This window comes from Streptomyces sp. NPDC051183 (genome assembly GCF_040682455.1).
GTDB lineage: Bacteria > Actinomycetota > Actinomycetes > Streptomycetales > Streptomycetaceae > Streptomyces.
On the sequence record NZ_JBFBBA010000049.1, the window covers coordinates 18,266 to 43,647 of the forward strand.

Sequence of the window (25,382 nt, forward strand, 5' to 3'; positions counted from 1 at the left end):
TTCCGGCCGGGGCCCATCTCCATTTGGCATGGAAGTTAGGTTAGGCTAACCTAAGCCTCGCATCCCCACCCCCACCCACCCCACCTCTCCCTGCCCGGAGGACAGTTGATGCGCCAGCATCTGCTCAACGAGACGACCACGGACCTCTACCGGCGTTCGGTCACCGAGGGCGTCGAGCGTGTTGCCGCGAAACTCGCCGCCACGCGGCGGCCGCACACCGGCATATCCGTCGACGAACTCGCCCCGGTCATCGCCGGGATCGACCTGGACCGGCCGCTCGAAGACCCGGCCGCCGTCCTCGACGAGCTGGAAGAGGTGTACCTGCGCGACGCGGTGTACTTCCACCACCCGCGCTACCTGGGCCACCTCAACTGCCCGGTCGTCATCCCCGCGGTGCTCGGCGAAGCCGTCCTCTCGGCCGTCAACTCCTCCCTCGACACCTGGGACCAGTCGATCGGCGGCACGCTCATCGAGCGCCGCCTCATCGACTGGACCGCCCAGCGCATCGGCCTCGGCCCCGCCGCGGACGGCATCTTCACCTCCGGCGGCAGCCAGTCCAACTTCCACGCGCTCCTCCTCGCCCGTGACGAGGCCTGCCGCATCGTGATGAAGAAGGAGCTGGACGCGGGCCGCGAGCTCACCAAGGCCGAGCTCCTCCCGAAGCTGCGCATCTTCACCTCCGAGGCCAGCCACTTCAGCGTGAAGAAGTCGGCCGCCATGCTCGGACTGGGCTACGAGGCCGTCATCGCGGTCCCGGTCGACCGCAACCGCCGCATGGACACCGCGGTGCTCGCCCTGGAGCTGGAGGAGTGCGCCACCGAGGGCCTCTTCCCGATGGCCGTCGTCGCCACCGCCGGCACCACCGACTTCGGGTCCATCGACCCGCTCCCCGAGATCGCCCGCCTGGCCGACGAGCACTCCGCCTGGATGCACGTGGACGCCGCGTACGGCTGCGGTCTGCTGGCCTCCCCCACCCGCCGGCACCTCCTCGACGGCATCGAGCGCGCCGACTCGGTCACGGTCGACTACCACAAGTCCTTCTTCCAGCCCGTCAGCTCCAGCGCGATGCTGGTCCGGGACCGCGACACCCTCAAGCACGCCACGTACCACGCGGACTACCTCAACCCGCGCCGGATGGCCGAGGAGCGGATCCCCAACCAGGTGGACAAGTCCATCCAGACCACGCGCCGCTTCGACGCGCTCAAGCTCTGGATGACCCTGCGCGTCATGGGCGCCGACGGCATCGGCTCGCTCTTCGACGAGGTCATCGACCTGGCCGCCGCCGGCTGGGACCTCATCGACGCCGACCCGCGCTTCGAGGTCGTCGTCAAGCCCCAGATCTCCACGCTGGTGTTCCGCTACGTGCCTGAGGGCGAGGTCCGCACCGACCTGGTCGACGAGGCCAACCTGCACGCCCGCAAGGCGCTGTTCGCCTCGGGCGAGGCCGTCGTCGCCGGCACCAAGGTGGACGGGAAGCAGTACCTGAAGTTCACCCTCCTCAACCCGCAGACCACGACGTCCGACATCACGGCCGTCCTCGACCTCCTCGCCGCACACGCCGAGCAGTTCCTGGGAGAATCCCTTGCCGTCCACCACTGAGCCCCACGACTTCATCGGCATCGGCCTCGGTCCGTTCAACCTGGGACTCGCCTGCCTGACCGCGCCGATCGACGAGCTCGACGGGCTCTTCATCGAGTCGAAGCCGCACTTCGAGTGGCACGCCGGGATGTTCCTGGACGGCGCACACCTGCAGACGCCGTTCATGTCGGACCTGGTCACCCTCGCCGACCCGACCTCGCCCTTCTCCTTCCTGAACTACCTGAAGGACAAGGACCGGCTGTACTCCTTCTACATCCGGGAGAACTTCTACCCGCTGCGGGCCGAGTACAACGACTACTGCCGCTGGGCCGCCGACCGCCTCGACAACGTTCTGTACTCCACCTCCGTCACCGAGGTCACCTACGACGAGCAGGCCGGCCTGTACGAGGTCCACACGGACAAGGGGCAGACCCACCGGGCGCGCCGCCTGGTCCTGGGCACCGGCACCCCGCCCTTCGTCCCCGAGGCGTGCGCGAACGTGGGCGGCGACCTCACCCACAACTCCGCCTACATGCAGAACAAGGCGGAGCTCCAGCGGAAGAAGTCGATCACCCTGGTCGGCTCCGGCCAGAGCGCGGCGGAGATCTACTACGACCTCCTGTCGGAGATCGACGTCCACGGCTACCAGCTCAACTGGGTCACCCGCTCCCCGCGGTTCTTCCCGTTGGAGTACACCAAGCTGACGCTGGAGATGACCTCCCCGGAGTACGTGGACTACTTCCACGCCCTCCCCGAGGACACCCGCTACCGCCTGGAGACCCAGCAGAAGAACCTCTTCAAGGGCATCGACGGCGAGCTGATCAACGCGATCTTCGACCTGCTCTACCAGAAGAAGATCAGCAGCCCGGGCCCCGTCCCGACCACCCTGCTGACCAACACCTCCCTGAACTCCGCGGCGTACGACACCACCACGGGTGCCTACACCCTGGGGCTGCGCCAGGAGGAGCAGGAGCGCGACTTCTCGCTCACCACCGAGGGCCTGGTCCTGGCCACCGGCTACAAGTACAGCGTCCCGGGGTTCCTGGACCCCGTGCGCGACCGGCTGAACTTCGACGGCCACGGGCGCCCCGACGCCGCCCGCAACTACAGCATCGACACCACCGGCCGCGGCGTGTTCCTCCAGAACGGCACGGTCCACAACCACTCCATCACCTCGCCCGACCTGGGCATGGCCGCGTACCGCAACGCGTACATCATCGGAGAGCTCCTCGGCCGCGAGTACTACAAGGTCGAGAAGTCCATCGCGTTCCAGCAGTTCGCGGCCCCGGAAGGCACCCTCGCATGAGCACCACCGAAACCCTCTTCACCCACACCGACGCGGCCCTCGGCGAGTTCGCCGTACGCCCGCTGGACCCCTTCGCCGACGCGGAGATGCTCCACGCCTGGGTCACGCACCCCAAGGCCGCGTTCTGGCTGATGCAGGACGCCTCGCTGCCCGACGTCGAGCGCGAGTACATGAAGATCAGCGCCGCCGAGCACCACGACGCCTTCATCGGCCTGCGCGACGGGCAGCCGGTCTTCCTGATGGAGCGCTACGACCCGAGCGAGCTCGAACTGGTCGGCCTGTACGAGGCCCGCCCCGGCGACGTCGGCATGCACTTCCTCGTCGCGCCGAGCGACCGGCCCGTCAGCGGCTTCACCCGCGCGGTGATCACCACGGTGATGGCGTCCCTGTTCGCCGACCCCACGACCGAGCGCGTCGTCGTCGAGCCGGACGTCCGCAACACCGCCGTGCACGCCCTGAACGAGGCCGTCGGCTTCGTCCCCGACGGCCCGGTCCAGAAGCCCGAGAAGGTCGCCCTGCTCAGCTTCTGCACGCGCGCCCAGTTCGAGGCCGCCACCGGCATCACGACGGGGGTCTCGATATGAGCCTCGCCGACGCCGTCTCCCACCTCTCCCCCGAGCTGTGGGCCCGCGCGAACCGCGCGCTGGTCCGCAAGGCCCTGTCGGAGTTCTCCCACGAGCGCCTGCTCACCCCGAAGCCGCTCGGCGAGGACCGCTACTCGGTCGCCAGCGACGACGGCACGGTGGAGTACCGCTTCACGGCCGTGCTGCACGCCCTGGACCACTGGTCGGTGGACGAGTCGTCCGTCACCCGCCACCGGGACGGCGCCGAGCTGCCGCTGGACGCCCTCGACTTCCACATCGAGCTGCGCGAGTCCCTGGGCCTGAGCGCGGAGGTCCTGCCGGTCTACCTGGAGGAGATCTCCTCCACCCTGGCCGGCACGGGCTACAAGTACACGAAGCCGCAGATCCCCTCGTCGGTCCTGGCGAAGTCCTCCTTCCAGGACATCGAGACCGGCATGACCGAGGGCCACCCCTGCTTCGTGGCGAACAACGGCCGCCTCGGCTTCGGCGTGCACGAGTACCTCTCGTACGCCCCGGAGACGGCGAGCCCGGTCCACCTGGTGTGGGTGGCGGCCCACAAGGACGTCTCCACCTTCACGGCGGGCGCGGGCCTGGACCACGACTCCTTCATCCGCGGGGAGCTCGGCGAGGCCGCCCTCACGGCCTTCTCCGCGAAGATGGCCTCCCTCGGCCTCGACCTGGCGGACTACCACCTGCTGCCGGTCCACCCCTGGCAGTGGTGGAACAAGACCGCGGTCACCTTCGCCGCCGAGATCGCCAACCGCCGCCTCGTCCTGCTGGGCGAGGGCGAGGACGCGTACCTGGCGCAGCAGTCGATCCGTACGTTCTTCAACACGACCACGCCGACCAAGCACTACGTGAAGACGGCCATCTCCGTCCTCAACATGGGCTTCATGCGGGGCCTGTCGGCCGCGTACATGGAGGCCACCCCGGCCATCAACGACTGGCTCCACCAGCTGATCGAGGGCGACGAGGTCCTGCGGTCGGTGGACTTCTCGATCATCCGCGAGCGCGCGGCGATCGGCTACCACCACCGCCAGTACGAGCGCGCCACGGACCGCTACTCCCCCTACCGCAAGATGCTCGCCGCCCTGTGGCGCGAGTCCCCGGTGGAGTCGCTGCGCGGGGACGAGCGCCTCGCGACGATGGCCTCGCTCCTCCACGTGGACTCGGAGGGCAACTCCTTCGTCGGCGCGCTGATCGCGGAGTCGGGCCTGACCCCGGCCGAGTGGCTGAAGCCGTACCTGAGGGCGTACCTGCTGCCCCTCCTGCACTGCTTCTACCAGTACGACCTCGCGTACATGCCGCACGGCGAGAACACGATCCTCGTCATCGAGAACGGCGTGGTGAAGCGGGCGATCTTCAAGGACATCGCCGAGGAGATCGTCGTCATGGACCCGGACGCGGTCCTGCCGCCCGCGGTCGAGCGGGTCCGGGCGGACATCCCGGAGGACATGAAGCTGCTGTCCGTCTTCACGGACGTGTTCGACTGCTTCTTCCGCTTCCTCGGCTCGATCCTGGTGACCGAGGGCATCTGCGAGGAGTCGACCTTCTGGCAGGCGGTGGCGGACTGCGCCCACGACTACCAGGACTCGCTCCCCGCCCTGGCGGACCGCTTCGCCCGCTACGACCTGTTCGCCGAGGAGTTCCAGCTGTCCTGCCTCAACCGCCTCCAGCTGCGGAACAACAAGCAGATGGTCGACCTCGCCGACCCGGCCGCGGCCCTCCAGCTGATCGGCACCCTCAAGAACCCCGTCGCGCCCTTCGCGCGGCGGTAGCAAGAAGCGCGGGCGGCTCCCGTCCCGGTCCCTCGGGGGCCGCCCGCACCTCTTCGCACGGTCACTGCTCGCCACCCGCTACCCCCAGGGCACGTCCGGGGCCCGGTGGTAGTTGACGTCCTGCGCGTCCAGCCGCGGCCCCTGCGCCGCCAGCCGCTGGCGGTACGCCTCCCAGCGGTGCGACCCGGCCGGGGACCAGCCCAGTTCCGCCAGGCCCAGGACCCTGGGGAAGGCCATGTACTCCAGGTCCGGCCGGGTCCCGATCGTCTCCGTCCACAGCGGTGCCTCGACGCCGAGTACGGCCGCCTCCGCGACACCGGGCAGGTAGGCGCCCGGGTTCCAGTCGTAGGCCCGCCGGACCGGGACGTACCCCGCCCAGGCCAGCCCGGGCTTCGTCGCCGCGTCGTACTTCATGTCCAGGTACAGCCGGTCCGCCGGCGACAGGATCAGCCGGTGCCCCGCCTTCGCCGCCGCGGCCACCGCCGCCTTCTCCGGCGCCGCCGTCCGGTCGTGGCCCCAGTACTGCAGCACCGCGCCCTCGGCCGGCCGCGCCGTGGCCAGCTGGTGCCAGGCGACCACCGTCTTCCCGTGCTTGCCCACCACCTCCTGGGCCCGGTCCATGAACGCCGCGTAGTCCGCCGCGGGCGTCGAGTGCGCCTCGTCGCCGCCGATGTGGAGGTAGCGGCCCGGGGTGAGCTCCGCGACCTCGCCGAGCACCTCGTCGATGAACTCGTACGTCCGCTCCTTCGCCACGCACAGCGAGCTGAAGCCGACCTTGATCCCGGTGTAGCGCTCGCGCGCCTTGCCGTCGCAGTTCAGGTCCGCGTACGAGGCCTGCGCCGCGTTCACGTGCCCCGGCATGTCGATCTCGGGCACCACGTCCACGTACCGCTCCCCGGCGTACTCGACGAGGGACCGGTACTCGTCCTTCGTCCAGTACCCGCCCGCCCCGCCGCCGACCTCGCTGGCGCCGCCGTACTCCGCGAGCCGCGGCCAGCCGTCGATCGCGAGGCGCCAGCCCTGGTCGTCGGTCAGGTGCACGTGCAGGGTGTTGACCTTGTACTGGGCGAGCTGGTCCACGTACCGCTTGACCTGCTCCACCGAGAAGAAGTGCCGCGCCACGTCGACCATCACGCCCCGGTACGCGAAGCGCGGCGCGTCGGTGACGGTCCCGCCGGGCACCGTCCCCGGCCCGGCCACCGGCAGGAGCTGGCGCAGCGTCTGGCCCGCGTGGAAGAGCCCGGCGGGCGTGCGTGCGGTGAGGGTGACCCCGGTCGGGCCGGACTCCAGCCGGTAGCCCTCGTCCCCGACCCCCTCGGCCTCCTCGTCGAGCCGCAGCCGGACCCCGTCCCCCTCCGCCCCGTCGACCACGGGCAGCGGCAGCCCGCTGGGGCCCCTCAGCTGCTCCGCGAGCAGCTCGCCGATCTGCCGGACCTCCTCGTCCCCGCCCAGGCCGGTACGGATCACCGTGCCCGGCCCGAAGGCGTACCCGGGGCCTTCGGCGCGGGCGGAGACCGGCGCCGGCAGGAGCCGTTCGTACGGGGCGAGGACGGCGGGCCGTGCGTCGCCGGGTTTCGCGTCGTCGCCGTGAGCGGCGGTGCAGGCCGTGGCGAAGGCGGGGACGGTACTGAGGGCGAGGAGGGCGCCGAGCGTGCGTCGCAGGACTCTCATGCGCCCAGGTATAGGGCAACTCGCGGCAGACTCACCCGTCCGGGCCGGTGCGAGAATCGCGGGATGGCGGAAATCATCCAGAAGGACGGCACATGGACCTTCGACGGGGACACGGTGCGCATCGTGCCGGGCCGCGACAAGGGAGTGGGACTGCTGCGCCAGACCCTGGGCGAAGTGGCCGTGCCCCTGCGGGCGCTGGCGGGGATCAGCTACGAACCGGGGCGCAAGGCGGGGCGGTTGCGGCTGCGGCTGCGTGACGGGGCCGACCCCCTCCTCCAGGTCACGGCGGGGCGGCTGCCCGAGGCCTCGGATCCGTACCGGCTGGCGGTGGACTCGGACCGGGCCGGGGTCGCGGAGTACTTCGTGGACGAGGTGCGCAACGCCCTGCTGCTGGACCAGGTGGACCCCGGCCCGTCGGACTCCTACCTCCTGCCCGGGCCGGCCGTGCCGATCACGGTGGGCGCGGGCGACGGGACGGTGGCCTTCGACGGGGACCGGGTGGCCCTGGAGTGGAACTGGACGACGGAGGAGGCCAAGCGCTCCGGGGGGCCGCGCGAGTTCCGGCTCGCGGATGTGCGGGCGGTGGAGTGGTACCCGTCGCGGGGGCTGGAGAACGGGTGGATCCGCTTCACCCTGGCGGGCGCCCCGGCTTCCTCGCCCCCGCCGAAGTACGACCCGTGCGCGGTGGAGCTGTACGGCTTCAAGAAGGACCCGCTGATGGCGCTGGTCGCGGCGGCCGTGGCGCTGCGGATGCCCCACCCGGCGGCCGCCGCGGCGGCGCCGGAGCCCGCGCCGGCCCTCGCGCCCGCTGCCGCGGCCCCCGCGCTCCCGCTCCCGCCCGCGCCCGGGGCGCCGTCGGGCGCGGGCTCTGCGGCGGAAGCCGTGGATCACGACGCCCTGCTGCGGCGGTTGCGCGAGCTCGGTGAGCTGCACCGGGCCGGGGTGCTGACCGCCGAGGAGTTCAGTACGGCCAAGGCGGCGATTTTGGGCCGTTTCTGATCATGCTTGACCGGAATTAACCATTCCTCTGGTCCAGACCAGCGAGATCCTGCCCGGAATCGGGCAGGATCTTTGCGTTCCTGGCCGCGGACCGTCAGTATCGACGGATGCTCGACCGCCGCCCGTCGCATGACGATCTTGTGGACCACCTGGTCCGGACCACCTCGCTCCAGCGGGGCGAGGCCGCCCGGGTGGTGCTCGACGTGCTCGCGTACTTCGACGAGAAGACCGAGGACTTCGTCCGCCGCCGCCACCGCGAACTGCAGTCCGGCGGCGCGGTCAACACCGAGATCTTCGAGCGGATCGCGGTGGAACTGCCGCACCGCGCCGTGGCGCCCCCGGAGCTCTCGCTCCGGCAGTTGCGCCGCATCGTTTACGGCTGACCCGACCCGACCCGGCCCGATCGGCCGGGCTCCGGCGGACGAGAACAGACGAACCTCAGGAGGGGTAACACCTTATGTGCGGAATCGTGGGTTACATCGGCAAGCGCGACGTGGCTCCGCTGCTGCTGGAAGGCCTGCAGCGGCTGGAGTACCGCGGGTACGACTCCGCGGGCATCGTCGTCAACAGCCCGAAGTCCGGCGCGCTCAAGATGGTCAAGGCCAAGGGGCGCGTCCGCGACCTGGAGGCCCGCGTCCCCAAGCGGTTCGCCGGCACCACCGGCATCGCGCACACCCGCTGGGCCACCCACGGCGCCCCGAGCGACATCAACTCGCACCCGCACCTCGACCCCGAGAACAAGGTCGCCGTCGTCCACAACGGCATCGTCGACAACGCCTCCGAGCTGCGCGCCAAGCTCGAAGCCGACGGGGTCGTCTTCGTCTCGGAGACCGACACCGAGGTCATCACCCACCTGATCGCCCGCTCCCAGGCCGACACCCTGGAGGAGAAGGTCCGCGAGGCCCTCAAGGTGATCGACGGCACCTACGGCATCGCCGTCATGCACGCCGACTTCGCCGACCGCATCGTCGTCGCCCGCAACGGCTCGCCGGTCATCCTCGGCATCGGCGAGAAGGAGATGCTCGTCGCCTCCGACGTCGCGGCGCTGATCGCCCACACCCGCCAGGTCGTCACCCTGAACGACGGTGAGATGGCCACCCTCAAGGCCGACGACTTCCGCACCTACACCACCGGCGGTACGACGACCAACGCCACCCCGGAGACCGTGGAGTGGGAGGCCGCCTCCTACGACATGGGCGGCCACGACACGTACATGCACAAGGAGATCTCCGAGCAGCCCGACGCGGTCGACCGCGTGCTGCGCGGCCGGATCGACGACCGCTTCAACACCGTGCACCTGGGCGGGCTGAACCTGGACCCGCGCGAGGCGCGCGGCATCCGCCGGGTCAAGATCCTGGGCTGCGGCACCTCGTACCACGCGGGTCTGATCGGCGCCGGCCTCATCGAGGGCATGGCCCGCATCCCCGCGGACGCCGAGCCGGCCTCCGAGTTCCGCTACCGCAACCCGGTCGTGGACCCCGACACCCTCTACATCGCGGTCTCACAGTCCGGTGAGACCTACGACGTGCTCGCGGCCGTCCAGGAGCTCAAGCGCAAGGGCGCCCGCGTCCTCGGCGTCGTCAACGTGGTCGGCTCCGCGATCGCCCGCGAGGCCGACGGCGGCGTGTACGTGCACGCCGGCCCCGAGGTCTGCGTCGTCTCCACCAAGTGCTTCACCAACACGGTCGTGGCCTTCGCGCTGCTGGCCGTGCACCTGGGCCGGATCCGGGACCTGTCGGTCACCGACGGCAAGCGGATCATCGAGGGCCTGCGCAAGCTGCCCGCCCAGATCCAGGAGATCCTCGACGGCGAGGAGGACATCAAGAAGCTCGCGGCCGAGTACGCCGAGGCGAAGTCGATGATGTTCATCGGCCGGGTGCGCGGCTACCCGGTGGCCCTGGAGGCCTCCCTGAAGCTGAAGGAGATCTCCTACATCCACGCCGAGGCCTACCCGGCCTCCGAGCTCAAGCACGGCCCGCTCGCGCTCATCGAGCCGGCGATGCCGACGGTCGCGATCGTCCCGGACGACGACCTGCTGGAGAAGAACCGCGCGGCCCTTGAGGAGATCAAGGCCCGCAGCGGTCGGATCCTGGCGGTGGCCCACCGCGAGCAGGAGAAGGCCGACCACACGATCATCGTGCCCAAGAACGAGGACGAGCTGGACCCGATCCTGATGGGCATCCCGCTCCAGCTGCTGGCCTACCACACGGCCCTGGCCATGGGCCGGGACATCGACAAGCCGCGCAACCTGGCGAAGTCGGTCACGGTCGAGTAGACCGCACGGCACGACGGAACGGCCCCCGGGGATCCCCCCGGGGGCCGTTCTGTCGTGGCTCGCCGTCGCTTTCCTCAGCTCGCGGCGACCGCACCGCGACCGGAGGCCTTGCCCAGCGCCGTGGGCCAGTGCGCCAGCGCCGCGGTGGCGCCGTACCAGGCCAGCAGCCCGGAGACCGCGGCCACCCAGCCCGCGGCCTTGCCCAGCCCGTCGCTCTCGGCGAAGGCGCCTATCGCGAGGAGCACGAGGGAGAGGGTGAACAGCGCGTACACGCCCTGCCCGAACAGTCCGCCCGACGCGCCCGCGGTGAGGGTCAGCGCGAGCATCGCGAAGAGGACGAGGAACATTCCGGCAGCGTCTGCCGAAACCTTTCCGTCGGCGCCCGAGGCCCAGGTGAACCAGAAGGCACCGAGGCCCGCGAACGCCGTGCCGTTGAAGCCGTTGCCGCCGCGGAACTCGAGGATTCCGAGGACGAACAGGGCCAGGCCGCCGACGTAGGTCGCGAGCGACACGGAGTTGGCAGCGGTCACGCCGTCGATGATCCCGGTGTGGCCGATACCGAACGCGAGAAGGGTGAGACCCAGGGCGATGTTCCCGAGGGTCGAAGTCGAGGCCGTGCTTCCCGCAGAGACACCATTGTCCACGGCGGGCTCCCTTCGATCTGCAGTTGTTTGCTGCGTCCCAGCAGCATTTATCTACCCTTTACAAGGGGGTTCACAACCGCACTATCGAAGTACAGCGGGTTACGGAATGACAACAACGGGTCGCTGTGCCCGCTTGGCGAGCCGGCCCGCCACCGAGCCGAAGATCCGGCCGACGATCCCGTGCGTGGAGCCGACCACGATGGCGTCGGCCGAGTACTCCCGGCCGACCTCCTCCAGCTCGTGGCAGATGTCACCGCCCCGCTCGACCAGGATCCACGGCACCTCGGCCAGATAGTCCGCGCAGGCCAGCTCCAGCCCCAGGACCTCGGTGCGGTGGTCCGGCACGTCGACGAAGACGGGCGGCTCGCAGCCGGCCCACATCGTGGTGGGGAGTCGGTTCGCGACATGGACGATGATCAGACCGGAGCCGGAGCGGCGGGCCATCCCGATCGCGTAGGCGAGGGCTCTCTCACTGGACGTGGATCCGTCGAATCCCACCACCACGCCGTGCCGGAAGGCCGGGTCGCAGGGATGGCGTGGCTGTTCCACCGCGCGCAGGTCGGCCGATTCAGGATCGGCGAGGCGTTTGCGCTTGCGGTCCGCGGGTTCGGAGAATTCGTGACCGGCCATGGATGTCTCGGCGAAGGAGTCCTCGGGGGAAGGGACAGGGGCGGGGCGAAATCGGCGACTCAGGGTGACGGTGCTCTGTCCGGGAAGCATCTTCCCAAGCCCGTACCCACCAGGGTACGGCGACACTCCTGTCCTGCACAGGGCTTGCCGCCTCTGGAGAGCGTCCCAGGGAGCATGACGGAGCGCGGCCCCGTTGGCAATGGCCGCTGCCCCCTACAGCCAGTGACGAGCCGCCCGCCCGCCGGGTACGCGCCACCCGTGCGCGCAGTGACCGAGCCCCGCCGCCCGGCGTTGGACACGAGTCCGACCGTCCAGGAAGAGCCCGCAGGGAGCACGCCGTGCCCGGCCATCCGGTTCACCCCGTCCAGCCCGCTCAGCCGACGCAGTCCGTCCACACGCCGCCGCCGCCCCTTCACTCGTCCGTGCACTCCGCCGGGCGCCCCCACGACGACCCTGCGGGTGACGTGGTGCGCTGGGCCGCCTTCAGCTGCCTGCTCGTTCCCGTCGTCCTGGTGGTCTACGGGACGTCCTTCGGCGGGGCGGCGGTGGCGACCCTGGGGCTGGCGGCCGTCACGGCGGCCTGCCGGGTGCTGCTGCGCCACTCGGAGAAGGTGGAGCGGGCCGCCGCCCGGGTGCTGGCGGAGGACCGGCTTCCGACCGCTCACCGGGGCCGGCACTCGCGCGGCGGGGCCGGAACCCACCGCGGTTGCCACGGTTCCGGCGCGATGTCCCCCCACGACTGACCGGTTCGCACACCCACACCCGCACGTTTTCAGCCAACTTCCCGGCAGGGTGGCCCCCTTGCCGGAATGTCCACCCACCCCCCCTACCACCAGCGACGACAGAGGCCGAGGGGCTCCATGACCCTATGGGTACTGGCCATGACCAACCTGCGCGCTTCCCACCCAGGTAGCGGAGTGGAACGCTTCCTGATCGAATGCTTTTCGCCAAGTTGCCAAGTCGACATAGCGCTGCGTGCTGAACTTGTCACGCCGACACCACGGGACGCAGTAGATTCGATCATGTATTTACGGCGGGGGATCCACGTGCAAGGCCGAGGGGAAACGTGCAGGTGCGACCAGACCAAGGAGTCGCGACACCCAAGGGGGGCTTAGCCATGAGCCAGGATTCCACCGCCGTCGTCGCGGACGCCGGCCGGAAGCTCGCAGGGCGTCGCCGCCGGGAGATCGTCGCGGTGCTGCTGTTCAGCGGCGGACCGATCTTCGAGAGCTCCATTCCACTTTCCGTGTTCGGCATTGACCGGCAGGACGCGGGAGTTCCACGCTATCGACTGCTCGTGTGCGCCGGGGAGGACGGTCCGCTGCGGACCACCGGCGGACTCGAACTGACCGCGCCGTACGGGTTGGAGGCGATCGCCCGGGCAGGCACGGTCGTCGTGCCCGCATGGCGTTCCATCACTTCACCGCCGCCGCCGGAGGCGCTCGACGCACTGCGTCTGGCGCACGAGGAGGGTGCCCGGATCGTCGGACTGTGCACGGGAGCCTTCGTGCTCGCCGCCGCCGGTCTGCTCGACGGCCGGCCCGCGACGACGCACTGGATGTACGCGCCGACGCTGGCCAAGCGCTACCCGTCCGTCCATGTCGATCCGCGCGAGCTGTTCGTCGACGACGGCGACGTGCTGACGTCCGCGGGCACCGCGGCCGGAATCGACCTGTGCCTGCACATCGTGCGCACGGACCACGGCAGCGAGGCGGCCGGGGCTCTGGCCCGCCGACTCGTCGTCCCGCCGCGCCGCACGGGCGGCCAGGAGCGCTACCTCGACCGGTCGCTGCCGGAGGAGATCGGCGCCGACCCGCTGGCCGAGGTCGTCGCCTGGGCACTTGAACACCTCCACGAGCAGTTCGACGTGGAGACGCTGGCGGCGCGCGCCTACATGAGCAGGCGCACCTTCGACCGGCGATTCCGCTCGCTCACCGGCAGCGCGCCGCTCCAGTGGCTGATCACCCAGCGGGTACTCCAGGCACAGCGGCTGCTGGAGACCTCCGACTACTCGGTCGACGAGGTCGCCGGGCGCTGCGGGTTCCGCTCGCCGGTCGCGCTGCGCGGGCACTTCCGGCGCCAGCTGGGCTCCTCCCCGGCCGCCTACCGCTCGGCCTACCGGGCTCGCCGCCCGCAGGCCGATGTGGCTCAGGTGTCCCAGATCCAGGAGAGCGCGGTTCCGCACCAGCGCACTCCGCAGCCCCAGCGGACGGCGGCGGCCCTGGCCGCGGCCGGCCCCTCGGTCACGGAGCTGTACGCCCCCGGCCGGGTCCTGCGCGAGCACGCGTAGCCCCGACGGGTACTGCCTGGCGGAAGGTCCCTCACATCGGTACGGCACCGATGTGAGGGACCTTCCGCATAAGGTGGGACGCATGAACGATCGCATGGTGTGGATCGACTGCGAGATGACCGGGCTCTCGCTGACGGACGACGCACTTATCGAGGTGGCCGCACTGGTCACCGACTCGGAGCTCAACGTGCTCGGCGAAGGCGTGGACATTGTGATCCGCCCGCCGGACGCGGCCCTGGAGACCATGCCCGACGTGGTGCGCGAGATGCACACCGCCTCCGGCCTGCTCGACGAGCTGGCCGGCGGGACCACCCTCGCGGATGCCGAGGCCCAGGTCCTGGCGTACGTACGGGAACACGTCAAGGAGCCCCGCAAGGCCCCGCTCTGCGGAAACTCGGTCGGCACCGACCGCGGCTTCCTGCTGCGCGACATGGCCGCGCTGGAGGGCTACCTGCACTACCGGATCGTGGACGTGTCCTCGGTCAAGGAGCTGGCGCGCCGCTGGTACCCCCGGGCGTACTTCAACAGTCCGCCGAAGAACGGCAACCACCGGGCGCTCGCGGACATCAAGGAGTCCATCGCCGAGCTGCGCTACTACCGGGAGGCCGTCTTCGTGCCGCAGCCCGGGCCCGACTCGGACACGGCGCGGACCATCGCCGCCAAGCACGTGGTCGCGGGCGAGTAGGACACACCGGAGACGGGCGCGGACAAAGGGGGGAGCGAGCACCCTCCCGGACCCTGTACCCTTTTCTTCGGCCGGTCGGTTCTCCGACCGGACATGGTGGGTGTAGCTCAGTTGGTAGAGCACCTGGTTGTGGTCCAGGTGGCCGCGGGTTCAAGTCCCGTCACTCACCCTGCATGAAGGCCTCGGTACGCGAAAGCGGACCGGGGCCTTTCGCATGTGCGGGCACGACCCCCGGCCCCCACGACCCTCCCCCGCCACTACGCGGCGAACGCTTCGGCGTGGTCCTCGCACCAGGCGTCGAAGGAGCGGGCCGGGTGCCCGGTGAGCCGCTCGACCGCGTCCGTGAGCTCGACCGGCAGGCCGTCCCCGGCGGCCCAGTAGTCGAGCAGCGCCTCGGCGTACGGGCCGGGTATGTAGCCGTCGACCTCGGACTTCCACTGCTCGCGGGAGACGGTCCCGAAGGGTATGGGGCGGCCGAGGACGCCGCCGAGTATGGCCAGTTGCGTCTGGAACGTCAGCGACTGCGGTCCGGTCAGGGTGTACGCGCGGCCGGCGAGGGCCGGGTCCGTGAGGACCGCGAAGGCAGCCTCGGCGATGTCGCTCTCCTGGACCGGGTCGCCGTAGGAGCCCGGGTAGGGCAGGTGGACCGGGCGGCCGGACTTCAGCGACCAGGCCCAGCCGAGGGCGTTGCCCGCGAAGGCCCCGGGTCGCAGCAGCGTGGTGCGCAGCGGGGAGGCCAGCAGGACTTCCTCGACCGCGAGGTGGCCGGCGGCGAGCGGACTGTCGGCGGCGTCGGGGGCGAGGACCGAGGAGGAGGACAGGAGCACGATGTGCTCGACGCCCGCGGCGACGGCCTCCTTGACGAAGGCCTCGATGCCGGAGGCCTCCGCGTACAGGAAGACGGAGCGGACACCGGCGAGGGCGCCGGGGAAGGTGGCGGGGTCGCCGAGGTCGCAGTGCACGGTGTCCGGATGGTCCGGCTCGCGGGATGCGAGGCGGTACGGGATGCCGTGGGCTTCGAGGAGGGAGGTGAGGCCGCGGGCGATGGCGCCGCGGCCGCCGGTGACGAGGATCTTCGACATGGCGTCTTCCTGTTCTAGACTGAATACGTGGCACAGATTCTTTGTGACACACTCTCTGCGTCACACAGATAAATTTGGAGCACGGAGAAGCCGATGTCAACCGATTCCCCTCGTTCGGGTGATCAGTGGAGCCGCGCCGAGCTGCTCGCGCGGATCGTCACCGAGAGCCAGCGGCACTACGCCGACTACTCGCTCTTCAGCCAGGCCATGGCCGACCACCTCGGCCTGCACCCCACCGACCTCCAGTGCGTGGGCCTCCTCGACCTGGAGCCCGGCCCCGTGAGCACCGGCGACATCGCCCGCCTCACCGGCCTGACCTCCGGTTCCGCCACCCGCCTCGTCGACCGCCTGGTCAAGGCCGGAGTCGTCGAGCGGCAGTCCGACCCGAACGACCGCCGCCGCTCCCTCGTCGCGCTCTCCCCGGCGGCCCGCGCGCGGATCGGCGCCGCCTGGGACACCCCCGGCCGGGCCTTCGGCGCCGTGCTGGAGGGCTACTCCGACAGCGAGCTCGCCGTCATCGGCGACTACCTGCACCGCGCCGCCGAGGTCGGCCGGGCCCAGGCCAAGCGGCTGGCCTCGGGCGCCCCCGGCGATCCCGGCGATCCCGGCGATCCCGGCGACCCCGCCGCGGCCGGCCCCTGAGACAGGGCTTCCGAACGCCCGGTTCCGCGCCTACGGTCCCGGGCAACGGGCAACGGTGCGCGCCGGAGAAACGGGTGGGTCGGCGCGCGGCTGGAGGTTGTCCACGCATGACCGTGCCCAAGCCCACACCCATACCCGCGCCCCGACCCGCGCCCCGACCCGCGCCCACGGGCCTGCGCGGAGTGCTCGCACTCGGCGGACGCGCTCTCCCCTTCCACGCGTTCCTCGCCCGGCTGCCCGCCGCGCTCTGCCCCATCGGGACGCTCCTGCTCATCAACGAGCGCGAGGGCATCGGCGACGCCGGAACCGTCGCCGCCGCGCTCTGGCTCGGCCAGGCACTCGGCGGCCCGGTCATCGGCCGGCTCGCCGACCGCCGCGGGCACCGCCCCGTACTGCTCGTCGCCTGCGCGGCGAACGCGGCGGCCCTCGCCGCACTCGTCGCGGCCGTCCTGGGCGGGCTGTCGCTGCCCGCCCTGATCGCCCTGGCCGTCGCCGCCGGGCTCACCGTCCCGCAGGTGGGCCCGCTCGCGCGGGCCCGCTGGGCGCGGCTCGCCGGGGACGACAAGGCGCTCGTCGGGTCCGCCCTGTCCTTCGACACCACCCTCGACGAGGCCGGGTTCGTGGTGGGGCCCGCGCTGGCCGGGATCCTCGCGGTGACCGTGCACCCCGCGTCGGCGCTCGTGCTCGCGGCCGGGCTGATCCTGGTGTCCGGGACGCTCTTCGCGCTGCATCCCACGGCGCCGGGCCCGGCCTCCGGCGCCACGGGCGCGCGGGGCGGCGTACGGCTGTGGTCGCCGGGGCTCGCCCTGCTGTTCGCGATGGCCGTACTCCAGGGGGCCGCCTGGAGCGGGGCCAACACCGGGGTCAACGCGCTGGCCGAGGAGGTCGGCGAGCCGGGCGCGGCGGGGCTGGTGTGGTCGGCGATGGCCGTGACCAGCTCGGTCGCCGGCTTCGTGACGGTGGCCCGGCCCGGGACGGCGGACCTGGGCGTGCGGCTGCGGTGGACCATCGCGGCCCAGGCGGTGCTGACCCTGCCGCTGCTGGCGGTGTCGGGACTGTGGGGCGCGGCCCTCGCCGTCGCGGGGATCGGACTGGCCGTGGCCCCGCACCTGATCGCGCTGTTCGGCCTGGTGGAACGGGCCGGTCCGGCGGAGCGGATGGGCGAGGCCATGACCGTGCTCGGCAGCGGGCTGATCGTCGGCCAGGCCCTGGCGGCGGCCGCCGCCGGGCCGCTGGCGGCCGCGTACGGCCATCGGGCCGCCTTCGCCGTCTCCTGCGCGGCCGCCGCCGTCTCCGCACTGCTGGCGCCGGCGGCCTCCAGGACTACGGCGGGCGCTGCTACGGCGACGCGGACATCGCCGCCAGGCCCTTCGCCAGGTCCTCGGCGTTCATGACGGGACCGACTTCCAGCTCGGCGTTGAACTGCAGGAAGAGGTCCTCCATCAGCGGGGGCATCTGCGAGCTGTCCTGGAGGTCGAAGACGATCCAACAGGAGCGCACGCCCTCGTGCAGCCCGAAGTAGGCCGCCTCCGGCTTGACCTTCTCCATCAGCTTCTTGATCGACTGGGGCAGGGCTCCGGACTTGATGCCCTCGTTGCTGGCGGCCGTGTCCAAGTGGGCCCTGAGCATGACTCTCATGCATGGCTCCTTCCGTCACGCCCACGTTCGGCGCGGGACGGGGGCGCGGCAACATTTGCGCCCCCGTCCGGGCGGACGGACGGACGGCCGGACCGCCGGAAGCCGCAGGAGCGGGTCAGGCGCCCCGGACGTGGAAATTGAACTCGGTGTGGCCGAGGCTGCCCATCAGCCGCAGCCAGATGGGCAGGAGCATCTCCGTGCCGCGCGCCGTCCCGATGCCTCCGAGGTCGAGGACGCTCGCCTCCGGCCAGCCGAACGAGTACAGCAGCTCGCGCACGGCCTTCTTGGCGTCCGCGTCCTCGCCCGACAGGAAGACGTGGTGATCGCCCGGGAGCCGGGCCGGATCCACCATGATCTGGCAGTTCATCGTGTTCAGCGTCTTGACCACCCGCAGCCCCGGGAAGCTCCGCTGGATCAGCTCGCCCAGGCTGTCGGTGTCCACCGGGTCCAGGGACGGCGGGAACCCGTTCGAGAAGTCCAGCGGGTTCGCGATGTCGATCAGGGCCTTGCCGTCGAGGTGCTCGGCCTCGGCCTCCTCCAGGGCGGCGATGCTGACCCGCCCGCGGGTGGCGTTGACGAATATCTCCCCCGACGTGCGGCCTCCGGGAAGGCGGCCAGGCCCACCTGCGGGTGCTCGGCCGCCCAGTCGGCGTACTCCGCGCGGGCGAGGGTGGCCTCGGGGTCGCGGGTGCCGATGAGCACCTCGTGGTCCAGGGACGCGAGCCGGGCGGCCACCGTCCGGCCGACGATCCCGGTGCCGAGGACTGCGTAACGCATGATCAGTTCCGTTCCGTTCGAGGGGCGTGAACAACAACCACCCCGTACGGTATGCCGCGCGTGGCCTCCGTTACGTGCGGTCCAGGATCCCGATGTCGTACGGGAGTTCGTAGCGCGTGGGGTCGTCGGGCAGGAACCAGCTGAAGCCCTCCTCGAAGAACACGGCCACCACGTTCACCGCGATGACCAGTCCGAGGAACCACAGCGCGATCAGCCCCACCGTGCGGTACGGACCCGGGCCGCTCGCCGGAACGGCGCGGTCCGCCGTCGCGTGGGCGAAGGCCATGACGATGCCGACCGCGACGACCGAGGCCTGGAAGAGGATCCACGCCCACACGTACAGGTGCAGGCCGAGCACTTCGCTCCCGTATCCCTTGTCGCCCGGCAGGATGTGCAGCATCGTCTGGCGCCACGAGGCGAACGAGCCCGCGATCACGGCGACCAGGGCCAGCCCCCAGCCCATCATGTAGTCGCGGCCGGTCACCGAGCCGTGCGTCAGGGCCGTGCGGATGATGTGGGCCGCCCCCATCGCCGCGAGCAGCATGAACATCCGCTGCACGATGCAGAGCGGGCACGGGTACTCCCACAGCCCGAACTGGTAGAAGAGCCCGCCGCACACGACCCCCGTCCAGCCGATCGCGAAGACGCACGCGAACCAGTACTGGACGCGCCCCAGCAGCCCGCCGTCCGGCTGCGCCTCCTGGAGGAGGCCCCGCATCGCGGCCACGTCAGTAGCTCAGGTTGAGGGCGAGACTGCTGGTGATGTGGTGCGCCATCAGCAGGATCACGGCGACGAGCATGACCCACCAGGCCCCGAGAACGACCATCCGGGAGGAGTCCCGGTACATCGCGATCAGCGTGGCGAGGAGGCCGCCGAAGATGAGGGTGTCCATGGCGCGGACCGTACCGAGACGAGGGCGTGCGACCGGCCAGGCGCGCCCCCGAGGACCGCTCGTGTACGCCGGTTGCCGGTCAGCGGGGGCCCGCCGGCCGGCGGTCGGCGCACGGCAGGTCCGTGCGGGCGGCCCGTGCGCGACGCCGGGCGGCCCGTGCGGCCCGTGCGGACCGCGGGACGCTCAGTTGCCGCGCCGCTTGCGCCTGCTGCGCCGGGCACCCCGGTCCCGGCCGTCGAGCGCGATCCACACCCGGACCTCGGTCCCGCCCAGTACCGACCGGCCCAGCCGGACGTCGCCGCCCGTGGACTCCGCGACCCGGCGCACGATGTCCAGGCCGAGTCCCGTGGAACCGGTGCGTCCGCCGTCGTTGCCGCGCCGCAGTGCCGCGTCCGGGTCATCGATGCCGGGCCCCGCGTCCGACACGAGGACGATGACGGCGTCCCCCGCGTCGTGCACGTCCACCGCGAAGGGGGTGCCCTCGGGGGTGTGCCGGAAGACGTTGCCCAGCATGGCGTCGAGGGCGGCCGCCAACTCCGGCCGGGCCACGGGGATCCGTACCGTACGGTCGACGCCCGCGAGCCGTACCTCGCGGCCCTCGTCCTCGGCCAGCGCCGACCAGAACGCCATCCGGTCGCGGATCACCTCCGAGGCGTCGCAGCCCGCTCCCCCGCCGGCGCCCGCGGCGGCGGGCGCGCGCTGTTCGCGGGCGGTACGGATGATCGTGTCGACCTCGCGCTCCAGCTGCTCGACCGCCGCCCGGGTCTGTTCGGCCGCCGGGCCGTCCCCGAGCGAGGCCGTGTTGAGCCGCAGCACCGTCAGCGGCGTCCGCAGCCGGTGCGAGAGGTCGGCGGCCAGCTCCCGCTCATTGGCCAGGAGTTCCACCACCTGGTCCGCCATGGAGTTGAACGCGACGGCCGCGGATCGGAGTTCCTTCGGTCCGTCCTCCGGGACCCGCGCCCCGAGCCTGCCCTCGCCCAGCTGGTGCGCGGCGTCCGCGAGCCGCTCCGCCGGGCGCACCAGGCGGGCGCCGAGCCGGTCCGCGACCGCCACGGAGCCCACGATCAACGCGAGCCCGACGCCCGCGAGCACCACCCAGGCGGTCGCGACGCCGTTGCTGACCTCGCTCTCCGGCACGTAGATCTCCACCACCGCGATGTCCCCGGACCCGAGCGCGGTCGGCTGGAGCAGCGCCGAGCCGCCGCCCGCCACGGAGGCCGTCGTGGCGCGCCCGATCCGACGGGTCTCCGCCACCGCGTGCTCGCCGGCCCAGCCGGTGCCGATGTCGACGGGCGCGCTGTCGCCGATGGCGGGCACGTGCACCGCCATCCGCCGGGCGGCGCCCATCTGCGTGGTCTCCACCGCCTTGCGCAGCTGCGCCGGGTCGGTGGTGATCGACAGGGTCGGCCCGATGGTGGCGGCCTGCCGCTCGGCGTTGGAGATGGCCCGGTCGCTGGCCATCTCCTGGACGACCAGCCCGAGCGGCACGGCGAAGGCCACGACCACCATGGCCGTGACCGCGAGGCAGACCTTGACCAGCGCCCATCTCACAGCGGCGGCTCCAGCTTGACCCCTACTCCCCGCAGCGTGTGCAGGTAGCGCGGGCTGGCGGCGGTCTCGCCGAGCTTGCGGCGCAGCCAGGACAGGTGCACGTCGATGGTCTGGTCGTCCCCGTACGACTGCTGCCAGACCTCGGCGAGCAGCTCGCGCCGGGCGACGACCACGCCGGGCCGCCCGGCGAGGAAGGCCAGCAGGTCGAACTCCCGGCGGGTGAGGTCCAGCACGGCCCCGTCCAGCTCGGCCTGGCGGCGCAGCGGGTCGATGGCGAGGCCGCCGACGCGCAGGACGCGGGAGGGCGGTTCGGCCCCGGCGGCGGAGCGGGCGCGGCGCAGGACGGCGGCCATCCGGGCGGACAGGTGTTCCACGGAGAACGGTTTCGTCAGGTAGTCGTCGGCGCCGTCGTTCAGCAGCCGCACGATCTCCGCCTCGTCGTCGCGCGCGGTCGCGATGATCACGGGTACGTCGGTGATGCCGCGCAGCATCTTCAGCGCCTCCGACCCGTCCAGGTCGGGCAGTCCGAGGTCGAGGATGACCACGTCGAAGCGGTGGTGCGCGACCTCGCGCAGCGCCTCCAGGGCCGTGCCGACGCTCCGCACGGTGTGCGAGGCCTCGGTGAGGTGCCGGATGAGGGCGGAACGTACGAACTGGTCGTCCTCGACCACGAGCACACTTGCCATGGCCCGCACCGTAGTCCATTCGGGCGACCCCGGGAGGGGTCGGGCCACCTCTGTGACGGGTGGTGCAGTATGTCCACTGATGCGACGAGGACTTGTACATGCCATGGCTTGGACGCTGGCGACCGGGGCGGCGGTGACGCTGTCGTGGTGGGGCGTGCACACCGTCATGTCCGGTACGGCCTACGACCGGCCCCTCGCGGTGCCGCTGACCACGCAGCCCCTGTCCTCCTCGACGTACCGGGCGGATCCCTCGCCCCGGTCCTCGTCCCCGGAGCCCTCCGGGACGCCGTCGTCCGCGTCGGCGGCCCCTTCGCAGTCCCCGGCGGCCTCCTCCGCCCAGCCCTCGTCGAAGCCCTCGGCCGGCGCGAGCCCGGGCCGCCGGGGCGGGGGCGGTGAGTCGGGCAACGTGAAGTCGTACACCGTGGCGGGCGGTCTGGTCGTCTTCGACCTCGGCGCCTCCTCGGCCGAGCTGGTATCGGCGACCCCGGCGGCCGGCTGGCGGATGCAGGTCTGGAAACAGGACGTCTGGATCCGGGTCACCTTCACCCGCGACGGACGCGAGGTGTCGGTCTTCTGCACCTGGCACGACCATCCGCCGGCCGTGGAGGTCTGGAACGGCTGACGCCGCGCCGGCTCAGCGGAAGACCGAGGGCGGGGGCTCCGGCGAGGGCTGGGCGGAGGCGTCCGAGACCGGGGCGGCGCCGCCGGCGAAGTCGGTGAGGGCGCGGCCGTGCTCCACCCGGCCGGGGTGGGGGTCGCTCGCCACGCGGCGGGTGAACTCCGCGAGCGGCAGCTCCCGGTCGGCGGCGACCATGACGGCGTTGCCGAAGCGTTTCCCCCGCCAGACCACCGGGTCCGCGGCCACGGCCAGGTACGCGAAGCGGGACGCGGCCGTCGCGATCTGGCCCCGGAGGTGGGCGAGCGGCGGACCGTCGGCGAGGTTGGCCACGTACCAGCCGGTGGCCGTGAGGACCCGGCGTACGTCGTCCAGGAACTCGGTGCTGGTCAGGTGGGCCGGGGTGCGGGCGCCGTCGAACACGTCCGCGATCACCAGGTCGGCCCAGCCGTCCGGGATCTTGGCGAGCCCGGCCCGGGCGTCGACCGCCCGGACGCGGACCCGCGCCTGCGGGTCCAGCGGCAGGTGTTCCCGTACGAAGGCCACGAGCCCGGCGTCGATCTCGACGATCTGCTGGGTGGAGCGCGGCCGGCCGGCCGCCGTGTAGCGGGCGAGGGTGAAGGCGCCGCCGCCCAGGTGCACCACGTTCAGGGGCTGCCGGGCGGGGGCGACGAGGTCGATGAGGTGGCCGATCCGCCGCTGGTACGCGAAGTCCAGATACCCGGGGTCGTCCAGGTCCACATGGGACTGCGGGGCCCCGTCGATCAGCAGGGTCCAGGCACCCGGGCGCTCCCGGTCGGGCGCCAGCTCGGCCAGGCCGCCGTCCACCTGCCCGGAGACCGCCTCGGGGGCGGTGCGCCCGCGCTGCTGCTGCTTGCCTCTGCCCTTGCTCGCCACCGTCCCATTGTGCCTGGTCAGCGAGGGTTGTCAGCGGCAGTTGTCGGCGGCCTCGATCAGCCGGGCCGCCTCGCCGAGCGCGGCGCGCAGCACCTCCGGGTCGGTGACCGGCCCGACGGCCTCCGGGGGGAGCAGCCAGGCGGCGGCGCCCGCGGAGGGCGAGCAGTCGCCGAAGCGCATCCCGCGCCCGTCGGTCTGCGTACAGGCGCTGCCGGGCAGGTCCCAGGCATCGGCGGTGCCGGGCGGGACGAGGAAGCCGAGGGTGTCGCCCGATCCGTCGTGCAGCACCGGGCCGACCCCGCCGGCCTGGCTGGCGGCCCGGCGGATGATGTCCACGGCCTCCAGTCCCTGGCGGGTGGGCACGGTCACCAGGTCCGGCTCCCCGTCGGGCGCGGTGTTCGTTCCGATGCTCTCCATGCCGCCCTCCACCAAGGGAACCCCTCCTCGATCCGCATACGAGCCGGGAGCGGGGAGTCGCCTCCCACTCCGTATGGGTTCAACGCGCGGAAACGTCAACGGGTGCGGCGGCAAGACGCTGCAAAGGATGGCAGTTCATGGCGGATCGCGGGTGAGATATCCGTTTTGTAGCCAAACGGTGCATGAACCCCCCGTCACTGGCGGTACGTTCATGCGCGCCGGACCTCAGCGACACCGCAGCGTCACACACCACGGACAGAGTCGGGTCGGAGAAACCGGAGTCACCGGGTCACAGTCACCGGCAGTGCGTTCCTTGCCAGAGATGTACCAGAGAGGCCACGTCCATGGCGGCGTTCCCCCACTCACCCAACTCCTCCTTCCGACGGCTGCGCGGACAGCACTCCCCGGCCGAGTTCGCGGCCATGGTGCGCCGGGCGGCCAAGGAGATCGGCGAAACGGTTTCCTGCGACGCCCGCTACATCGGCCGGGTCGAGTCCGGGGAGATCCGCTGCCCCAACTACGCCTACGAGCGGGTCTTCCTGCACATGTTCCCCGGCCGCACCCTGGCCGACCTCGGCTTCCCCCCGCGCGAGAGCGTCCGCGGACGCTCGGCGCAACAGGGCGCCTCCTCCCCGTTCTCCCCCTTCACCCAACGCCCCGGCGTCCGCGGCGGTTCCGCTGCGGACTCCGGTTCCCGTCCCAAGGAGAGCGACGTGCTGCGTCGCGCGTTCATGGCGGGCGGCTCCGCGACCGTGGCGGCCGCGACGCTCGGCCTCACCCTGCTCGGCGACACCCGCCGGATGCCCTCCCGCGCCGGCGAGTCCGAGGCCGCCGCGGTCGAGGACGCCGTACGCCAGATCCGGCTGCTGGACGACCGGCACGGGGCCGACGCGCTGTACCGGCGTGCTGCGGAACCCCTGTGCACCGCCTACGCGTTGCTCGACGCGGGGGCCACCCGGCAGTCCACCGAGGACCGGCTGCACGCCGGCGCGGGCGAGCTGGCCATCTCGGTGGGCTGGCTCGCGCACGACTCCGGCCGCTTCGAGGACGCGCGCTCGCACTACTCGGAGGCGCTGGCCACGGCCCGGGTCTCCGGCAACGCCGGCCTGGAGGCGCACGCCTTCAGCAACATGGCCTTCCTGGCCCGGGACTGCGGACGCCCGCGCGAGTCGGTACGGGCGGCCCAGGCGGGCCGCCGCGCCGCTCGCTCGCTGGGCTCCCCGCGGCTGCTCTCCCTGCTGGCCCTGCGCGAGGCGGGCGGCTGGGCGGGGCTCGCCGACCGCAAAGCCTGCGAGGAGGCGCTGGCCCGGGCGCACACCGAGTTCTCCCGCGGCGCGACGGGCGCCGACCCGGAGTGGATGTCCTTCTTCGGGGAGGCCGAGCTGGAGTCCCTGGAGTCCCGGTGCTGGGCGGCGCTCGGGGAGCACGCCCGCGCGGCCCGGCACGCCCGCCGGGCCGCCGACCTCCAGGACCCGCACTTCGCCCGGAACGTGGCCTTCTACACCGCCGAGCTCGCCGACGACCTGGCCCGCGCCGGTGCCCCCGACGAGGCCGCCTGGGCGGGCGGCCGGGTGCTGGACCTGCTCGCCGAGGTCCAGTCCACCCGGATCCGGTCCATGCTGGCGGAGACGGCCCGGGCCCTGGTGCCCCACCAGCGGTCCCCGCGCGTGGGCGCGTTCCTGACCCGCCACGCGGCCGTCTGACCCGGCCGGCCGCGGCGGGGCACCGCTAGGGGGTGTCTGG

The 25,382-nt window shown here is 71.9% G+C and carries 25 protein-coding genes, 1 tRNA gene and 1 pseudogene; 15 read left to right on the forward strand and 12 right to left on the reverse strand.

The genetic code is table 11. The annotated features are described in order from the left end of the window. Window positions 1–108 precede the first annotated feature (108 nt). Genes AB0M99_RS31920 through AB0M99_RS31935 form a run of 4 tightly spaced genes read left to right on the forward strand, consistent with a single transcriptional unit; the run spans window position 109 to window position 5,246 of the window. Window positions 109–1,599 (forward strand): aspartate aminotransferase family protein, encoded by a 1,491-nt coding sequence (locus AB0M99_RS31920; RefSeq protein ID WP_365926656.1) that lies wholly within the window; start codon window positions 109–111, stop codon window positions 1,597–1,599. Next, window positions 1,583–2,884, forward strand: coding sequence for a SidA/IucD/PvdA family monooxygenase (locus tag AB0M99_RS31925; RefSeq protein ID WP_365926658.1), 1,302 nt, complete (start codon window positions 1,583–1,585; stop codon window positions 2,882–2,884). Before AB0M99_RS31920 ends, AB0M99_RS31925 begins: the two co-directional genes overlap by 17 nt. Beyond that, window positions 2,881–3,468, forward strand: a complete 588-nt coding sequence (locus tag AB0M99_RS31930) for a GNAT family N-acetyltransferase (RefSeq protein WP_365926660.1) — start codon at window positions 2,881–2,883, stop codon at window positions 3,466–3,468. The genes AB0M99_RS31925 and AB0M99_RS31930 overlap by 4 nt, the downstream gene beginning before the upstream one ends. Continuing rightward, the gene (locus AB0M99_RS31935) at window positions 3,465–5,246 is read left to right on the forward strand and encodes an IucA/IucC family siderophore biosynthesis protein (RefSeq protein WP_365926662.1); all 1,782 of its coding nucleotides are present in this window, start codon (window positions 3,465–3,467) and stop codon (window positions 5,244–5,246) included. The genes AB0M99_RS31930 and AB0M99_RS31935 overlap by 4 nt, the downstream gene beginning before the upstream one ends. Before the next feature lie 78 nt (window positions 5,247–5,324). Here the strand turns inward: AB0M99_RS31935 and AB0M99_RS31940 are convergent, their stop codons facing one another. After that, window positions 5,325–6,917 carry a beta-N-acetylhexosaminidase gene (locus AB0M99_RS31940; protein ID WP_365926664.1) on the reverse strand — a complete coding sequence of 531 codons (1,593 nt, stop codon included), beginning with the start codon at window positions 6,915–6,917 and terminating at the stop codon, window positions 5,325–5,327. A 63-nt stretch (window positions 6,918–6,980) separates the two neighbouring features. Between AB0M99_RS31940 and AB0M99_RS31945 the strand changes: the two genes are divergently transcribed. The 3 genes from AB0M99_RS31945 to glmS all read left to right on the forward strand — a co-directional run bounded on the left by AB0M99_RS31945 (window position 6,981) and on the right by glmS (window position 10,191). Then, complete coding sequence (locus AB0M99_RS31945) at window positions 6,981–7,916, forward strand: DUF4429 domain-containing protein (RefSeq protein WP_365926666.1); 936 nt, start codon at window positions 6,981–6,983, stop codon at window positions 7,914–7,916. Window positions 7,917–8,023: 107 nt separating this feature from the next. After that, a complete protein-coding gene (locus tag AB0M99_RS31950; RefSeq protein ID WP_365926668.1) occupies window positions 8,024–8,299 on the forward strand; it encodes a hypothetical protein in 276 nt (91 codons plus the stop codon). A gap of 74 nt (window positions 8,300–8,373) precedes the next feature. Next, complete coding sequence (glmS, locus tag AB0M99_RS31955; protein ID WP_365926670.1) at window positions 8,374–10,191, forward strand: glutamine--fructose-6-phosphate transaminase (isomerizing); 1,818 nt, start codon at window positions 8,374–8,376, stop codon at window positions 10,189–10,191. 74 nt (window positions 10,192–10,265) lie between these two features. Here glmS and AB0M99_RS31960 read toward each other — a convergent pair whose 3' ends face one another. Together AB0M99_RS31960 and AB0M99_RS31965 are read right to left on the reverse strand one after the other, a co-directional pair. Next, window positions 10,266–10,835, reverse strand: coding sequence for a GPR1/FUN34/YaaH family transporter (locus tag AB0M99_RS31960; RefSeq protein WP_365926672.1), 570 nt, complete (start codon window positions 10,833–10,835; stop codon window positions 10,266–10,268). Between the two features lie 99 nt (window positions 10,836–10,934). Beyond that, a complete protein-coding gene (locus tag AB0M99_RS31965) occupies window positions 10,935–11,465 on the reverse strand; it encodes a universal stress protein (protein WP_365926674.1) in 531 nt (176 codons plus the stop codon). Between the two features lie 422 nt (window positions 11,466–11,887). Here AB0M99_RS31965 and AB0M99_RS31970 point away from each other — a divergent pair, with 422 nt between their 5' ends. From AB0M99_RS31970 to AB0M99_RS31985, 4 genes are all read left to right on the forward strand, one after another. After that, window positions 11,888–12,208, forward strand: a complete 321-nt coding sequence (locus AB0M99_RS31970) for a hypothetical protein (protein WP_365926709.1) — start codon at window positions 11,888–11,890, stop codon at window positions 12,206–12,208. Between the two features lie 374 nt (window positions 12,209–12,582). Continuing rightward, window positions 12,583–13,755 carry a helix-turn-helix domain-containing protein gene (locus AB0M99_RS31975; protein WP_365926676.1) on the forward strand — a complete coding sequence of 391 codons (1,173 nt, stop codon included), beginning with the start codon at window positions 12,583–12,585 and terminating at the stop codon, window positions 13,753–13,755. An 82-nt stretch (window positions 13,756–13,837) separates the two neighbouring features. Further along, complete coding sequence (orn, locus tag AB0M99_RS31980) at window positions 13,838–14,440, forward strand: oligoribonuclease (protein WP_266577198.1); 603 nt, start codon at window positions 13,838–13,840, stop codon at window positions 14,438–14,440. A gap of 96 nt (window positions 14,441–14,536) precedes the next feature. Further along, a tRNA-His gene (locus AB0M99_RS31985) sits at window positions 14,537–14,609 on the forward strand. 88 nt (window positions 14,610–14,697) lie between these two features. Here AB0M99_RS31985 and AB0M99_RS31990 read toward each other — a convergent pair. Next, window positions 14,698–15,522 carry an NAD(P)H-binding protein gene (locus AB0M99_RS31990; RefSeq protein ID WP_365926678.1) on the reverse strand — a complete coding sequence of 275 codons (825 nt, stop codon included), beginning with the start codon at window positions 15,520–15,522 and terminating at the stop codon, window positions 14,698–14,700. 93 nt (window positions 15,523–15,615) lie between these two features. Here AB0M99_RS31990 and AB0M99_RS31995 point away from each other — a divergent pair, with 93 nt between their 5' ends. After that, window positions 15,616–16,164, forward strand: a complete 549-nt coding sequence (locus AB0M99_RS31995) for a MarR family transcriptional regulator (protein ID WP_365926680.1) — start codon at window positions 15,616–15,618, stop codon at window positions 16,162–16,164. Between the two features lie 107 nt (window positions 16,165–16,271). Then, window positions 16,272–17,558 (forward strand): MFS transporter, encoded by a 1,287-nt coding sequence (locus AB0M99_RS32000; RefSeq protein ID WP_365926682.1) that lies wholly within the window; start codon window positions 16,272–16,274, stop codon window positions 17,556–17,558. Here AB0M99_RS32000 and AB0M99_RS32005 read toward each other — a convergent pair. The 6 genes and pseudogenes from AB0M99_RS32005 to AB0M99_RS32030 all read right to left on the reverse strand — a co-directional run bounded on the left by AB0M99_RS32005 (window position 17,503) and on the right by AB0M99_RS32030 (window position 21,709). Next, complete coding sequence (locus AB0M99_RS32005) at window positions 17,503–17,802, reverse strand: hypothetical protein (RefSeq protein ID WP_365926684.1); 300 nt, start codon at window positions 17,800–17,802, stop codon at window positions 17,503–17,505. The genes AB0M99_RS32000 and AB0M99_RS32005 overlap by 56 nt on opposite strands. Before the next feature lie 115 nt (window positions 17,803–17,917). Next, window positions 17,918–18,579, reverse strand: a pseudogene (locus tag AB0M99_RS32010) (NAD(P)-binding domain-containing protein). A 70-nt stretch (window positions 18,580–18,649) separates the two neighbouring features. Further along, a complete protein-coding gene (locus tag AB0M99_RS32015) occupies window positions 18,650–19,297 on the reverse strand; it encodes a disulfide bond formation protein B (protein ID WP_365926711.1) in 648 nt (215 codons plus the stop codon). 10 nt (window positions 19,298–19,307) lie between these two features. Further along, on the reverse strand, window positions 19,308–19,472 hold the full coding sequence (locus tag AB0M99_RS32020) for a DUF5993 family protein (RefSeq protein WP_365926686.1): 165 nt from the start codon (window positions 19,470–19,472) through the stop codon (window positions 19,308–19,310). Window positions 19,473–19,655: 183 nt separating this feature from the next. Continuing rightward, on the reverse strand, window positions 19,656–21,023 hold the full coding sequence (locus AB0M99_RS32025; RefSeq protein ID WP_365926688.1) for a HAMP domain-containing sensor histidine kinase: 1,368 nt from the start codon (window positions 21,021–21,023) through the stop codon (window positions 19,656–19,658). After that, window positions 21,020–21,709, reverse strand: coding sequence for a response regulator transcription factor (locus tag AB0M99_RS32030; protein ID WP_365926690.1), 690 nt, complete (start codon window positions 21,707–21,709; stop codon window positions 21,020–21,022). The genes AB0M99_RS32025 and AB0M99_RS32030 overlap by 4 nt, the downstream gene beginning before the upstream one ends. Before the next feature lie 79 nt (window positions 21,710–21,788). Between AB0M99_RS32030 and AB0M99_RS32035 the strand changes: the two genes are divergently transcribed. Continuing rightward, a complete protein-coding gene (locus AB0M99_RS32035; RefSeq protein ID WP_365926692.1) occupies window positions 21,789–22,331 on the forward strand; it encodes a hypothetical protein in 543 nt (180 codons plus the stop codon). A 12-nt stretch (window positions 22,332–22,343) separates the two neighbouring features. Here the strand turns inward: AB0M99_RS32035 and AB0M99_RS32040 are convergent, their stop codons facing one another. Together AB0M99_RS32040 and AB0M99_RS32045 are read right to left on the reverse strand one after the other, a co-directional pair. Further along, window positions 22,344–23,222, reverse strand: coding sequence for a fused MFS/spermidine synthase (locus tag AB0M99_RS32040; protein ID WP_365926694.1), 879 nt, complete (start codon window positions 23,220–23,222; stop codon window positions 22,344–22,346). Window positions 23,223–23,252: 30 nt separating this feature from the next. Continuing rightward, window positions 23,253–23,639, reverse strand: coding sequence for a hypothetical protein (locus AB0M99_RS32045; protein ID WP_365926696.1), 387 nt, complete (start codon window positions 23,637–23,639; stop codon window positions 23,253–23,255). Between the two features lie 344 nt (window positions 23,640–23,983). Here AB0M99_RS32045 and AB0M99_RS32050 point away from each other — a divergent pair, with 344 nt between their 5' ends. Further along, on the forward strand, window positions 23,984–25,342 hold the full coding sequence (locus tag AB0M99_RS32050) for a tetratricopeptide repeat protein (RefSeq protein WP_365926698.1): 1,359 nt from the start codon (window positions 23,984–23,986) through the stop codon (window positions 25,340–25,342). Window positions 25,343–25,382 lie beyond the last annotated feature (40 nt).

Coding starts and splice junctions, on each gene's coding strand:
- AB0M99_RS31920 (WP_365926656.1), top strand. CDS start 109: ATGCGCCAGCATCTGCTCAACGAGACGACCACGGACCTCTACCGGCGT.
- AB0M99_RS31930 (WP_365926660.1), top strand. CDS start 2,881: ATGAGCACCACCGAAACCCTCTTCACCCACACCGACGCGGCCCTCGGC.
- AB0M99_RS31935 (WP_365926662.1), top strand. CDS start 3,465: ATGAGCCTCGCCGACGCCGTCTCCCACCTCTCCCCCGAGCTGTGGGCC.
- AB0M99_RS31940 (WP_365926664.1), bottom strand. CDS start 6,917: ATGAGAGTCCTGCGACGCACGCTCGGCGCCCTCCTCGCCCTCAGTACC.
- AB0M99_RS31945 (WP_365926666.1), top strand. CDS start 6,981: ATGGCGGAAATCATCCAGAAGGACGGCACATGGACCTTCGACGGGGAC.
- AB0M99_RS31950 (WP_365926668.1), top strand. CDS start 8,024: ATGCTCGACCGCCGCCCGTCGCATGACGATCTTGTGGACCACCTGGTC.
- glmS (WP_365926670.1), top strand. CDS start 8,374: ATGTGCGGAATCGTGGGTTACATCGGCAAGCGCGACGTGGCTCCGCTG.
- AB0M99_RS31965 (WP_365926674.1), bottom strand. CDS start 11,465: ATGGCCGGTCACGAATTCTCCGAACCCGCGGACCGCAAGCGCAAACGC.
- AB0M99_RS31975 (WP_365926676.1), top strand. CDS start 12,583: ATGAGCCAGGATTCCACCGCCGTCGTCGCGGACGCCGGCCGGAAGCTC.
- orn (WP_266577198.1), top strand. CDS start 13,838: ATGAACGATCGCATGGTGTGGATCGACTGCGAGATGACCGGGCTCTCG.
- AB0M99_RS31990 (WP_365926678.1), bottom strand. CDS start 15,522: ATGTCGAAGATCCTCGTCACCGGCGGCCGCGGCGCCATCGCCCGCGGC.
- AB0M99_RS31995 (WP_365926680.1), top strand. CDS start 15,616: ATGTCAACCGATTCCCCTCGTTCGGGTGATCAGTGGAGCCGCGCCGAG.
- AB0M99_RS32000 (WP_365926682.1), top strand. CDS start 16,272: ATGACCGTGCCCAAGCCCACACCCATACCCGCGCCCCGACCCGCGCCC.
- AB0M99_RS32005 (WP_365926684.1), bottom strand. CDS start 17,802: ATGAGAGTCATGCTCAGGGCCCACTTGGACACGGCCGCCAGCAACGAG.
- AB0M99_RS32015 (WP_365926711.1), bottom strand. CDS start 19,297: ATGCGGGGCCTCCTCCAGGAGGCGCAGCCGGACGGCGGGCTGCTGGGG.
- AB0M99_RS32020 (WP_365926686.1), bottom strand. CDS start 19,472: ATGGACACCCTCATCTTCGGCGGCCTCCTCGCCACGCTGATCGCGATG.
- AB0M99_RS32030 (WP_365926690.1), bottom strand. CDS start 21,709: ATGGCAAGTGTGCTCGTGGTCGAGGACGACCAGTTCGTACGTTCCGCC.
- AB0M99_RS32035 (WP_365926692.1), top strand. CDS start 21,789: ATGCGACGAGGACTTGTACATGCCATGGCTTGGACGCTGGCGACCGGG.
- AB0M99_RS32045 (WP_365926696.1), bottom strand. CDS start 23,639: ATGGAGAGCATCGGAACGAACACCGCGCCCGACGGGGAGCCGGACCTG.
- AB0M99_RS32050 (WP_365926698.1), top strand. CDS start 23,984: ATGGCGGCGTTCCCCCACTCACCCAACTCCTCCTTCCGACGGCTGCGC.